Raw genomic sequence first — 11,907 nt, forward strand, 5'->3', positions numbered from 1 at the left:
CGATTGAATTTCAATATCCAGCCAATACATACAATCACGGTGGTAGAGGACATACACGCCTTTTTCTGCCTTTAACCGCTACGACCAACCAATGCGTACTCGAACGACCGTCGTCATCGGAGTGCTTCTTCTTGCGCTCGCTGAGGTAGGCGCGTACGCTCTATTGCAACCGACGCCGAATACGATATAAGGGTAGGCGTCTGTGCCATCCAACTCTATGCATTGAGAACGCCAGTCTCAACTTCTGAGCAACGTGAGAGATGAGACTACAGTAGGTATAGAGGCCCCAGAATGCGCGATTTCGACCGATCCTACCAGCTGCAACCGTTTCAAACTAGAGTTTGAAGGTCGATCCTACTTACGAGAGCCATGACGGATTCAGAAGACATTCAGAGATGGGTATGAATCACTCCATCTACCAGTAAATTGCTCAATGGATATTATCCTCTCCACCGAACGTAAGCCCGAATCGGCAATTCCACGATCACCACCCGACTTCCCAGCCGCCAGTCGCGCGGATATTCTGGCCGGTCAGCCACCGTGCATTGTCATTTACGAGAAAAGCGACAATGTCAGCGATATCGTCTGCTTGACCGCGACGACCAAGTGGTGTCTGCTCCACCATTCTCTTGACTGTCCCATCGCTCATGATGAGCCCATCGGTGTCAGTGACACCGGGTGAAACCGTATTCACTCGGATGTCGCGCTCGCCGAGTTCTTCGGCAAGTGCAATTACCATTTGTTCGCCAGCCGCTTTGCTGCCGGCATAGGGACCGGTTCCCGAGCCACCTCTGGACGTTCCCACCGTCGAGAAATCCACGATCCGTCCACCGTCAGCGATACGATTCGCTGCTTCTCGGAGAACGAAGAAGGTTCCCTTCGCGTTCACGTCGAACATCCGGTCGAAGTCCGCTTCGGTGAAATCCTGAATAGATCCACAAATAGATGTCCCAGCAGCGTTGATGACGATATCCACAGTTCCAAACGCAGCTTCGGCCTCGTCGAACAATCGTTCGACATCGTCTGCCTTACTTACGTCTCCCTTCACGGCGATTGCCTCGCCGCCGTCGGCTTCAATTACGTCGATAGTGTCTCTCCTTGCTTCTTCGTTCGTGACGTAGTTTACCAGAACCGAAGCACCGTCGGTGGCGAGTTGCTCGGCGATTGCGCGACCGATACCGCGTGACGAGCCAGTCACGATAGCGACATCTTCGTTGAGTGTATTCGTTGTCTGTGCACCGCCGTCCGTTTGTATGTATTTCTCGTTAAATTTGTTCATGAGTAAGGTATTTATTTTGGATTATTGCCACTATACTACTATTCCATTGCAGTGAGCGTGCGGTGCTGTTTGTACCGACGGGTTCTCTCCGGTATCACTGGTCCTCCTCCATTGGATGGTTCGTACCGTGTGATCGGATTTGTTTCTTGAATTGACATGAGTTAACTCGTGTTTTTGCATTGTTCGATGATTAAACGAGGAAGAGATTGAATGCGAGACCGACGATGATACCGATTGCGACGACAGTCCCGGCGTAGACGAGCAATAGACGACGGTCGAAAAGTTTGTTCAAGAGGATGAGGTTCGGGATGCTCACACCTGCACCGCCGATAACAAACGCGAGGACGGTGCCAATCGCGATTCCTTGTTCGCTGAGAGACGCCGCAATGGGAAGCATCCCGCTGAGACTGACGTAGACAGGCGCTCCGGCCAAGGCTGCCAGCGGGATAGCGAGTGGATTCTCCGGGCCGAGCACGGTCTGTAGCACGTCAACGGGAACAACTCCATGGATAAGTGCCCCAATTACCATGCCAAGCACTAGATACGGAAAGGTGTCGACGAAGAACGCCCATGCGTCACTCGTCGCCGTCTCAAAGTGCTGTCTGTGGGTCTGCTCTGTGGACGTTGTCTTCCCACTATAGCGATCGCCTGTGCCTCCGTCCGCTACAGCGGCTTGGTTGGTATTATTCACGATACGGACATTCTTGACGTGCGCGTCTACTCCCAACCGGCCGATGACGAGCCCACCGACGATGGCAGCCATGAACGTCATAACGACGTACCAGACAGTCACTTCGATGCCAAACAACCCGAGAAGCAACAACACAGCGATCTCGTTGACGAGCGGTGAAGCGAGGAGAAAGGAGAACGCAAGCCCGAGAGGTGCACCCGCTTGAAGCAATCCGGCCAGCACAGGTACGGTCGAGCACGAGCAAAACGGCGTCACTGCACCCAATCCAGCAGCGGCCACGTTGCCAGTGCCTTCATCGTAGCTGCGAAGTGTTCGCTCGATCGTTTCCGGTGGTAGATATTCCCCTGTCAATCCTACGAGGAACGATGCGCCGAGGAACAGGGGGACGAGAACAATGGCAAGGTGGACGAAGTACTCCACCGAATCGAGGAGACCACTCCCGAGACCGGTTGGAAGCACCTCAGGCGTCCTCCTGGATAGCACGGGCGAGATCAAGTAGTTCGAATACTGCGGTATCGGCGATTCGGTAGAAACTCCACTTGCCTTTCTTTCGGGATTTGACCAGCCCTGCCTCTTTCAGTTTTCGGAGGTGAGTGGCAACGGTGGACTGAGGTGCGTCGAGTATGACCTGTAATTCACAGCCACAACACTCGCCCTCACGGAGTACCTCAAGAACACGGAGCCGATCCTCGTTGCTAAGCGCTTTGAATACGGTTTTTTGACCAGCAACGTCTCGCTCAGACGGCTGGATCTCCTGCAAAGCGGCGATTTTCGCTTCCGGATTGTCATACAACCGATCGAGGGTGTTGTAGACTTCGTCGGGTGGGAAGTCTATTTCAGTCATATCGTAGTTTTCCGATTCAATATTACTCGCAGCAGCTCTCGGATTCAACCTCCGATGGATTTGCTGAAACCTCTTCGAGAGTAGTTTCGCAGCAGTCTGTCCCTTCACCTTTTTCATAGCGATTCACGATCTGATTCCAGATACGACCGATGCTGTTCTTTGCCATCGCATCATATTGTATTTTCACAATCTATATGAAGCTTGCGATGGGTGGCTTAGACGCAAACTCTGCCGCCAGGACCGAACAAAGCACCCGAGAACTACGACTCAGAAATGTCATGCTCAAAGAGAAAAGAATTACCGACCGTAGGTCTCGTCGTAGAAGTATACTATCACATCTCCATTAGTCTCAGTACGCCGTTTATCTTCGGCGTCTGAGAACATACGCAAGACCGCAAAGCGCTAGTGCCATCGGGATTGCTTGGGTCAGGGCAGGCACAAGCGGCGTCCCACGATACCCGAGGAATGCTACCCAGCCGACTAGCCACGCCCCAGCGAACAATGTGGCCCAGTGGGCTGGTGAGCGCTGGTAAGGAGTCGCATGCAACGACTCTGAGGCGGGACGATCGTCCGTCATTGTATCATGTCTGCACTGTCGAGCATGTTAGAGCGATCCCTCTTCGATCTCGACGAACAACGCCGTGACGCGTCCTTCAATCTCATCACGGATCTCGCGGACTCGCTCCAAATCCTCTCCATCAGGATCGTCCAACGCCCAGTCGCGCACATCGACATCACTCCAACCTCGTCGACATCCAGCGTCGAACATCCCATTGTCGCAACGTAATCATACGACTGGAGTTCGTCGATCGTGATTTCACGCGGTGTTCGATCAGAGAGATCGACCCCTGCTTCATCCATTACCTCGATCACTTCCTCGTGGACGTGGTCGGCCGGATGCGTCCCACCAGTCAGAATTCGAATCTGGTCGTCAAGACCGCGGCGGGCGCGTTCTCGTTCTGCGAACGCCGTGGACATCTGCGAGCGGCCAGCGTTTTGGATGCACATGAAGGCGATACGAATCAGATCAACCGAATCAGTAGTGGTAGACATTGGTTTTGATATTGATTAGTCGCCGTTCGTGGTCGGCTCAGGAGCAGATGGTTCGGAATGTCGCGTTTCGGAGCCAGCCCAGTCGAGTTTCTGCTGGAAGTAGAGGGCGACATTGACCAGCGCGAGTAAGACCGGCACTTCGATGAGCGGGCCAATGACGGTCGCGAAGGCGACTCCGGAGCCGACACCGAACACCGCAACAGCGACCGCAATTGCTAGCTCGAAGTTGTTCGAGGCCGCCGTGAACCCGATCGCAGTCGTCGTCGAGTAGTCTGCACCGATACCGCGCCCCATACCGAAGCTCACAAAGAACATCACCACGAAGTAGATCGTCAGCGGGACGGCGATCAACAGGACGTCCGCCGGTGCGGCGACGATGTTCTCGCCCTGCGTGGCGAACATCACGATGATGGTAAACAGCAGCGCCACCAAATGCCAATCAACACACTCTAATGAGCAGATCAACCGCTCACCGCATTGAGTAGAGGAGACTGGCGAACTCTGAGAGCGAAGGGCGAAGCGAGGCCATCAATTCGACCTACCTGACGGCCGCGACTCCGTCCGCTGGTCTTGGAGCTTACGCCATCCATATGGGGTCAGACCCGGCGGCTTGTACACATTCAGCACCAGGATCATGAGCAACACCACAAGACCGCCACCGGAATGGAGCAGTGTACTCGGCAGTGCGCGGAGCTCGGTACTGGACGTTGTCGGATCTGTTGCTTTGTTCGCCAATTGGCTGATCGTCTGCGTTTCCACCAGCAAGACAACAACAGCAAGGACGGTCAGCAGGAATGAGATGAGAACCCAATAGTGGCGGAATAAGCCCCACCGAGTGCCCAGCGCCATGACAAGCCCGGTCAACAGCGAGGCGAGGGCCAACGGGACGATGACGTACCACGCGATCAACTCCATTGCGAGATAGGTGGCACGCAACGTCTGTACATCCTGGCTGGTCACAATGGTAACGTCGAGTGCGAGGTAGGCAGCGACTGCGCCGATCCAGCCGACCGAGACCGTGATATGCGTGGTGAGCGCGAACTTGCGGACGCGCTGAGACATCGTATAGGTCATCAGGGGTAATCTTCGGACTGTCTATCGTCATTGGCCACTGTATTGCCCCCGGGTGACTGGCACCTAGAACCGTAACGGAAGGCCAACAGGGCGAACCCAGTTAGCATCCCAGGTGCGTGACGCCCAGGTCCGTGGTTACCACCGACAGCGAGCATAATGACGATAACAAGCAGAATCAGAAGGATGACAATGAGCATAAATATCTTCACCCAACGTGGCATGCCAGGCGGTGTTTCGGAATCGGAGTGGGCCATTATCTTCCTCGCGTGCTGAGCGTGGGCATTCGTGTAGGCCTGTTCTCCGCACTATTCTTGATCGGACGGTGGACTGGTTGTGAGTGCGTGGTCATGGTGTTGTAATCTCTATTCTAACACAGCAGCCAATAGAGTTTTCGGAATACCTATTACAGTAGCGTTGTAAGAAAACTCCTAACAATGATAACGAGAGATACGATACCTAGGTTAGTAGTGTCGAGGTATCGATGGATACTGCTCAGTGGGGCGCTTCGGGGGAATGACAGATGAGCAATGATCACACCAAATCGGATGAGTCAGCTGTCCGCAATGCCTTACACCGGCTGGACTTCGGGACAACCGAGGCGAAGGTGCTCGTCGGCCTCCACAGACTCGGCACTGCAACCGCGCGCGACGTGAGCCGCGTCACCGACGTGTCCCGGCCACAGGTGTACAGTGCAATTGAGGGGTTGGAACAGCGGGGACTCATCAACATCCAACAAGCGAATCCAAAGCAGTTTCAGCCCGTCTCGCCCGACGAAACTGCGGCACTTCTACGGCGGACATTTGACGAGGACATCGAACTGGTTGCGGACCACCTCGAAGGGCTGGCGGCCCAGCGGGATGGTCCAGACGAGGAACGAGAGGATATGTGGACCCTCCGGGGACAGGAGGCGGTTTCCGAGCGTATCGTACAGTTGATCGAGGAGGCGACGTCCCGGATCGTGTTCGGCGTCCAGGACGAAGCATTGCTTACGTCTCAGATCGTGCAGGGACTTCGTGACCGTTCTCGCACAGATGTGGACGTGCTCGTGCTCACCTTTTCACCAGCCATTCGGAACGAGTTTGCTGCGGACGACACCATCACGGTGATGGAGCCACGCGAACACATGGGTAGACGCGATCATATGGGGCGAATGCTTCTAGTCGATCACGAAACGGTCCTGCACAGTATGCTCGGTGACGAAGAACTGCCCGGCCTCCAGCTGGAAACCGCCTTCTGGAGTTCGGGATCTGGTTTCGCGTCCACGTTTATCGCGATGATGGATCACTTCATCGACGAAAATCTCGGTCATTGACACTCGCCTAGCCGGTTGCTTCGGTCCAGCGCCAGCAGCTACTCGACCGTCTTCCTGAGCGGTCGTCTCTGAGAGAGTATGATTCGTCTGATTTGATAGATTCTGTTATTTTATAATTATACATAGTCCTATGAAAAAAACAAAGGCGCGCATCAAACCCATCATCCGAGGTTATGGAGGTTGAGCTTACAGGGTATTGATAGGAGTGAGGACGTTTGGATTCCACCCTCAACGAGCATCTCATGGCAATGAATAAGCAAAGATAGTTCACCCTTCGCCGGTGAGTGTGGGAATTCGCTCCTCGAATAATCGATCGAGAGCAGTCCAGAGAATCTCCGTTGGAATTGTCTTCTTGAATTGGGCTCGCTCATGGTCACTTTCGCCCACCACTGGGTGATCGTACTGGAAGTGAACCGGCCCAAGATCGGGATGATCATCGTCACGATGCCAGCCACAATTGAATCCTGTATTTGAATCGGCGTAGTGGATGCGATAATACGGCTCACCCTCAACAAACCGCCATTCAACGTCAAGTGTTGGTGACTCTTGGCCGGTCGGCGGCACGACACGGCTGGGATCGATCTGCGCTCGAAGGAACTGCTTGACGATGCTGTCCGGTTCGTACGCGACAGTCGTGATGACGGGATGTCGCTGCAGAACGTCCTTCAGTCCCTCGTAGACTGAGCTATCGGTCGTTCCAGGAAGACCCATCAGTAGTTATGCGAAGATCGAGTCTCGATCGGTGGCCCAGTCATACTCATTGAGTGCTGCTCGGACGACTGGGATGCGGTCGGCGAGATGTTCCCACTCGCTAGCAATGTTGCGCCGCTCCTCGATCTCGTTGGCATCGTCGAGGTCGGCGATGCTTGCCCGGAGTTCACCTGGGGTCTCAACGCCGTACGACATCTTCCAATCCGTGATTTTGGTGCGCATCGATTCGAGAGACGCGGTGAGTTCCTCGCGATCGTGTTCGCGCTGGAGTGCGGCAACTTCACGATAGGTCGCCATGAGTTGGTCGACGCAGTAAAGCGTCTGGTCACCTTGTTCGATCTTCCGGAGGACTGTGTCCTCGACGAGCTGGTCGAGGTATTTCTGAGCCGTCTTTATCGAAACCTCCGTCTCGCCGGCTATCCATGAGGCAGTACGGGGCGTTCGGAGCGTACGCGCAGCGGCGCGAATCCGTTCCCCACGCGTCATTGAAGCGCGAGCACGGTCGTCGTCTCGGTCAGAGTCGGCCATACTCATGACTACGCTCTTCTGGAACATATATCCATTGCATTGGAAATACAGAAAGTAGCAAGTACAGAGTCCATCATTTCCAACTCTCGGAACGAACATACCGGGTCACTAGGTGGCGATTATCTCCGAGCGTGAGTTTGGAGAGATAGCACCCTCTGAGCAGTGTCTATAAATAAAACAGGCTAGGTGCCTCGGGGCGTAACCTCGAGACAGTTCACATTACGCTGTGTGATTTAGCAACTAGCTGTACACTTTCTAATCAGGGTTCAGAATGTGATGGTCGTGTCGTGCTCTTCTGTCAATCGGGCGAGATCAGAGGCACGACCGAGTTCTGCCCACTCTACGAGATCTTCCGCGGTGATAGTCCGCGCTGTGGCACAGGGCTCACACACGATGAATTCATCGAGTGCATCGTTTTCTTGTAACTCCGCAAGGACCTCGGCGACGGTCGGCAATCCTGGTGCTTTGATTTCTTTGAGTTGGTCTTCCGGTTGAGTTGCCAGGCGGGTCGCCTCTTGCATCATGAATATCGCTACGGAATCTCCACGAGCCATCGCACCTTTGGCGGCAACGAACGGCAGTACCGTCTTCGTCGCGTTCTCTGTCCCAATGGTCGTTATGATAAACATAGTGTGTGATCCATCGCGTGATAGTATACTATAGGTTAGGAATCAACTCAACTGACCACCACTAAAAATAGCTCAATACCACTTGTTGTGGCACTGCTAAATTGAACGAGAAAGATTTCACAGACTACTTCGCCTCGATTTCGTGGAAAATCCCCAGAAAGATCCGGTTCGCAGTGATCGGCCTCAGCTCGGCCTGCTCTACGAATTCGATCGGTTCCGATTCCAGTGGCATGGCTCTCTGCACGAGCTTCGGTCAACAGCACAATGACTATAGACGTGAGAAACATTCTCAGACATCCTCCATTCCTAAGGAGAATAACAACGAGTAGTTTAGCGGTAACCAGGGCTATGCGAGCACTACGTCGAGCGTGAGCATCAGTGCCGCACCGATCATTAATCCAAGCGTTGCGACTCGTTCATAGCCCCGCGAGTGCGTTGCAGGCACAATTTCGTCACCAATCACATAGAGCATCCCGCCAGCCGCGAAGCCCATCGCGTACGGCAGCAGAGGGGCGGCAACGGTGACAGCCCACGCGCCGAAGAGTGCCAGTGGAATTTCGACGAGCCCAGCACGGATGCCTGCGACCGCTGCATACCAGCGGCGGCCGAGACCAGCGTTAATCGCCGCAACCGAAACTGCGAGTCCTTCGGGAATGTTCTGAACTCCAATCGCGAGCATGAGCGCAATACCTCCCGAAACATCGCCACTGCCAAAGCCAACGCCGACCGCAAGCCCCTCTGGCATATTGTGGAGCGTGATGGCAACAGTGAATAACAAGACGGACATGAGACGGGCATTCAGCGCACCTGAGCTGGTGGTTGCCGATCCAGCGAAGTGGGTGTGGCCGTGCCCGTCTTCCCCACCGTCAGTCTGCGTTTCGTCGGGAACAAGCCGGTTGCTAATCATCGGACCAACATACTGAACCCACCGTTCACCACGGTCAAGAACTGCAACACCGAGAAAGAATCCAATAAGTACGGGGACAATACCTGCTAGCGCGACGCCGCCAAGGTGGAGAGCCCTGTACCCTGGCTTCGACGCGAACTCGATGCCAGGGAGAAGTAAACTGGTGAAACTCGCTGAGAGCATGACCCCCGCAGCGAATCCGAGCGCAGCATCAAGCCACTTCTCGGTCGGATTCCGCCACACGAGAACAACTGATGCGCCAATAAAATTGAGAAATGCAATGATCAGTCCACCAGCCAGCCCCTGGACGACTGGATCCGTTCCGACAACGTCTACGAACAGCTCTTCAACTGACATTCAATATCCTCCAGCAGTTCTGAATATCTGCGGTACAACGGTGAGTACGGCTATACAATCGAATCATCGTCATGAGCAATGTAATCCCTGGTTGTCTCGACCACAGTAGGTAGACAGTACTTCCATATCTTGTTTAGATTCGCCTAATACTTTAATTTGGCTAGTAGAAATCGACGCTGAGCTAGTAACTCAATTAGTTACGTTTTCGTCTCAACGTAGCTGAATTAAATTGCCAGTAGCGTTCATTAATGTCTATACGAATCCGCTTATATTTATGCTATTATTTCGTGGCAGATAAACTGCCGGTGATTGTGCTACCGAATAGTTCGAGACAGAAATCTCTATAGGAATCACGATATTGAAGGTGAGGAGCACTGGGCAGATATACTGGATGTATCCGTCAGGATATTTAGTCGGTTGTGAGTACGGTGATTACTCAGGCGCCATTCCCTTTTCGGAAAGTTCAGCGATAGCGGCCTCGGACTTTTCAAGATCCGAGAGCTCCATCGCCTCAAGGATGTGGTCTGCCTTCGTGAACTGGATCTCCTCATACCCAACAATTTGAACCCGATTCCCCCAGGGATCGCGGAAGTCAAGTCCTTGGATCGAGAGCCATTCGACATCGAGTTCCTCAAGTCGGCGCTCGACGGTGGTCGGATCGTCGACGACGAGACCGAAGTGGCGGTGGTCATCACCGTTATTGGAGGACTCATCGGTTTCTGTGACAGCGAGGAATTGATCGCCCATATCGAGGAAGGCCGCCGCCTCCGTCTGCCCGCGGAGTTCGAACTCGAAAATCGAGCCATAGAAGTCGAGCGCAGCCTCAATGTCATCGACTTCGAGTGCGACGTGGTTGATGCCGACGAGATGAGCGCGGGGAATATCCGAGTCAGTCATTTCACTCTGAGTTCTACTTACAGGCTTATGAATTCGGGTCGTCGAGACGCACATCGAATGACGTTGTAATCAGGCTCCCGTCGGGCTTCGCTTGTAAAAAGAGGCGGTATCGTCCTGATGTGGGGAATTTTGCGTTGAACCGTATCCTCCCGCTACCAGGATCTGTTTCTTCAGGGTGAACGTGCACGTATGCAAGATCGCCCTCGCGAAGGGCGACGAGGTGTCCGAGTGCACCGAGGTACTCGTCTAACTGAGCAACCCGCTCGCCTTCCACCTGGATTTCGAACTCGAGAACGACGGCCTCACCGGCCTGAATCTCTTCAGGACTAAGCGTCACGTGGTACCCATCAGTCGTCGCTTCTCGGGTCGAGTCTGGGCGTGGACCGAGTTCAACACGCCCTGGTGCAAAGAGATCAACGCCGAGCGTCGTCGGTTGACCGTCGACGAGGATGTCCACGAATGCTCGATATACGCCCGGATCTGGGAGCGTAAGCTGTTGAGACCAAGTGCCGTCCGTAGCCATCTCGGGATGGAGGTGTTGGAAGCGTGTGAGGTCACGTCGAACGAGAATCAAGTGGCTTAGCTCGTCATGAGTCTCTTCGAACTCGGTAACGACGTTCCCGTTATAATCACGGATCAGATATGTCCACGTCCGTTCGACGCCAGGTTCAAAGCGGATATCCGACGGAACGAGACGGAGGCCATCAGCGGCAATCGATAATCCGCCAGGCAGCGCGTGACTGCCATGGTCGGTGTATCCGCGAGTATGTACATCTCCTTCCCGCCCATGGCTGTGCTCCCCTGTTGCCTCGTTCTCGGATTGGCCGTGATCTCCATTGTCCATGACTAATACATTGTGTTGGAATCGCTTACCGATTTTCGCTTACGATTAGAAGCATCTGACTCGTGGAAGGCTTCCAATTTAAGGCTCGCGACGGAGCCCTCTATTACGTTCTTTTTGCGCCGCTGCTTGCTAATAGGTGGAAGCGACCAATCTATCAGGCGTTGGCGCTGAGTGTTTCGTACCGTGCCTCGAACTGATCTTTACAGGATGGACAGCAGAGGTGATACAGATCTCCGTCGAGTCGAAGCGTTTCTCCGTCATCACTGACCTCATTCCCACATTGTGCACACGTAATCGCGAGATCCGTCCCTTCGACCTGCGGCGTCCAGTCGGCACTCGTGAGCACTACAACCTCATAGTCAGTAATCGCTTCTAGCACTTCAGGCTCGAACGTGTCCGTGAGGAACGTCCGGACGTCTGCTTTCGGGAGACGGGACTGGAAGAACACGCGCGGGTCAGAGGCCATGAATACGTGTTCGACCCCGTCTGTGAGAGCCAGTGTATCGCGAATTTCCTCGACGGCGTCGGGTCGGATAGAGAGTTCGACGAGGATAGGAACACCACTGCGCAGTTTCGAGCGGTCGAGATCAAGAGTGAACCGTTGGATGATGCCCAGTTCTTGGAGTCGGCTGACGCGATCGGACACCGAGGGGGAACTGAGGTCGACGGCCTCGGCGATTTCGCGGTACGGTCGGCGTGCATCTTCGGTTAAGAGCCGAAGGATTTCAAAGTCTATCTCGTCCAGGGTACGCATACTCTACTTAGATGCCAGGGTTGTATA

At 54.2% G+C, this 11,907-nt stretch carries 12 protein-coding genes and 2 pseudogenes; 1 reads left to right on the top strand and 13 read right to left on the bottom strand.

What is annotated here, in order from left to right:
• Positions 1 to 484: 484 nt before the first annotated feature.
• The 6 genes and pseudogenes from LIW51_RS19110 to LIW51_RS19135 all read right to left on the bottom strand — a co-directional run bounded on the left by LIW51_RS19110 (position 485) and on the right by LIW51_RS19135 (position 4,941).
• Entirely contained in the window at positions 485 to 1,279 is a 795-nt protein-coding gene (locus LIW51_RS19110; protein ID WP_227378036.1) for an SDR family oxidoreductase, read from the bottom strand.
• A gap of 190 nt (positions 1,280 to 1,469) precedes the next feature.
• Positions 1,470 to 2,429, bottom strand: a complete 960-nt coding sequence (locus LIW51_RS19115; protein WP_227378037.1) for a permease — start codon at positions 2,427 to 2,429, stop codon at positions 1,470 to 1,472.
• Between the two features lies 1 nt (position 2,430).
• Positions 2,431 to 2,814: an ArsR/SmtB family transcription factor gene (locus LIW51_RS19120; RefSeq protein ID WP_227378038.1), complete on the bottom strand. Its 384-nt coding sequence runs from the start codon at positions 2,812 to 2,814 to the stop codon at positions 2,431 to 2,433.
• 604 nt (positions 2,815 to 3,418) lie between these two features.
• Positions 3,419 to 3,867, bottom strand: a pseudogene (locus tag LIW51_RS19125) (low molecular weight phosphatase family protein).
• Positions 3,868 to 3,882: 15 nt separating this feature from the next.
• Positions 3,883 to 4,299 (bottom strand): annotated as a pseudogene (locus LIW51_RS19130) (arsenic resistance protein); the annotation flags it as partial.
• A 96-nt stretch (positions 4,300 to 4,395) separates the two neighbouring features.
• Positions 4,396 to 4,941, bottom strand: a complete 546-nt coding sequence (locus LIW51_RS19135; RefSeq protein WP_227378039.1) for a hypothetical protein — start codon at positions 4,939 to 4,941, stop codon at positions 4,396 to 4,398.
• A gap of 520 nt (positions 4,942 to 5,461) precedes the next feature.
• Between LIW51_RS19135 and LIW51_RS19140 the strand changes: the two genes are divergently transcribed.
• Entirely contained in the window at positions 5,462 to 6,253 is a 792-nt protein-coding gene (locus tag LIW51_RS19140) for a TrmB family transcriptional regulator (protein ID WP_227378040.1), read from the top strand.
• Positions 6,254 to 6,520: 267 nt separating this feature from the next.
• On the opposite strand, the gene LIW51_RS19145 is transcribed toward LIW51_RS19140, so the two are convergent.
• The 7 genes from LIW51_RS19145 to LIW51_RS19175 form a co-directional block, all read right to left on the bottom strand.
• Positions 6,521 to 6,964 carry a hypothetical protein gene (locus LIW51_RS19145; protein ID WP_227378041.1) on the bottom strand — a complete coding sequence of 148 codons (444 nt, stop codon included), beginning with the start codon at positions 6,962 to 6,964 and terminating at the stop codon, positions 6,521 to 6,523.
• A gap of 6 nt (positions 6,965 to 6,970) precedes the next feature.
• The gene (locus tag LIW51_RS19150) at positions 6,971 to 7,492 is read right to left on the bottom strand and encodes a DUF7342 family protein (RefSeq protein ID WP_227378042.1); all 522 of its coding nucleotides are present in this window, start codon (positions 7,490 to 7,492) and stop codon (positions 6,971 to 6,973) included.
• 266 nt (positions 7,493 to 7,758) lie between these two features.
• Positions 7,759 to 8,121, bottom strand: coding sequence for a DsrE family protein (locus LIW51_RS19155; protein WP_227378043.1), 363 nt, complete (start codon positions 8,119 to 8,121; stop codon positions 7,759 to 7,761).
• A 346-nt stretch (positions 8,122 to 8,467) separates the two neighbouring features.
• The gene (locus LIW51_RS19160) at positions 8,468 to 9,385 is read right to left on the bottom strand and encodes a ZIP family metal transporter (protein WP_227378044.1); all 918 of its coding nucleotides are present in this window, start codon (positions 9,383 to 9,385) and stop codon (positions 8,468 to 8,470) included.
• Positions 9,386 to 9,817: 432 nt separating this feature from the next.
• Complete coding sequence (locus LIW51_RS19165; RefSeq protein WP_227378045.1) at positions 9,818 to 10,282, bottom strand: VOC family protein; 465 nt, start codon at positions 10,280 to 10,282, stop codon at positions 9,818 to 9,820.
• A gap of 25 nt (positions 10,283 to 10,307) precedes the next feature.
• Positions 10,308 to 11,126, bottom strand: a complete 819-nt coding sequence (locus LIW51_RS19170; RefSeq protein ID WP_227378046.1) for a DUF8832 domain-containing protein — start codon at positions 11,124 to 11,126, stop codon at positions 10,308 to 10,310.
• A 154-nt stretch (positions 11,127 to 11,280) separates the two neighbouring features.
• Entirely contained in the window at positions 11,281 to 11,880 is a 600-nt protein-coding gene (locus LIW51_RS19175; protein WP_227378047.1) for a winged helix-turn-helix transcriptional regulator, read from the bottom strand.
• Between the last annotated feature and the right edge of the window lie 27 nt (positions 11,881 to 11,907).

This window comes from Haladaptatus halobius, from assembly GCF_020618475.1.
Lineage (GTDB): Archaea > Halobacteriota > Halobacteria > Halobacteriales > Haladaptataceae > Haladaptatus > Haladaptatus halobius.

Coding starts and splice junctions, on each gene's coding strand:
- LIW51_RS19110 (WP_227378036.1), bottom strand. CDS start 1,279: ATGAACAAATTTAACGAGAAATACATACAAACGGACGGCGGTGCACAG.
- LIW51_RS19120 (WP_227378038.1), bottom strand. CDS start 2,814: ATGACTGAAATAGACTTCCCACCCGACGAAGTCTACAACACCCTCGAT.
- LIW51_RS19135 (WP_227378039.1), bottom strand. CDS start 4,941: ATGACCTATACGATGTCTCAGCGCGTCCGCAAGTTCGCGCTCACCACG.
- LIW51_RS19140 (WP_227378040.1), top strand. CDS start 5,462: ATGAGCAATGATCACACCAAATCGGATGAGTCAGCTGTCCGCAATGCC.
- LIW51_RS19145 (WP_227378041.1), bottom strand. CDS start 6,964: ATGGGTCTTCCTGGAACGACCGATAGCTCAGTCTACGAGGGACTGAAG.
- LIW51_RS19150 (WP_227378042.1), bottom strand. CDS start 7,492: ATGGCCGACTCTGACCGAGACGACGACCGTGCTCGCGCTTCAATGACG.
- LIW51_RS19155 (WP_227378043.1), bottom strand. CDS start 8,121: ATGTTTATCATAACGACCATTGGGACAGAGAACGCGACGAAGACGGTA.
- LIW51_RS19160 (WP_227378044.1), bottom strand. CDS start 9,385: ATGTCAGTTGAAGAGCTGTTCGTAGACGTTGTCGGAACGGATCCAGTC.
- LIW51_RS19165 (WP_227378045.1), bottom strand. CDS start 10,282: ATGACTGACTCGGATATTCCCCGCGCTCATCTCGTCGGCATCAACCAC.
- LIW51_RS19170 (WP_227378046.1), bottom strand. CDS start 11,126: ATGGACAATGGAGATCACGGCCAATCCGAGAACGAGGCAACAGGGGAG.
- LIW51_RS19175 (WP_227378047.1), bottom strand. CDS start 11,880: ATGCGTACCCTGGACGAGATAGACTTTGAAATCCTTCGGCTCTTAACC.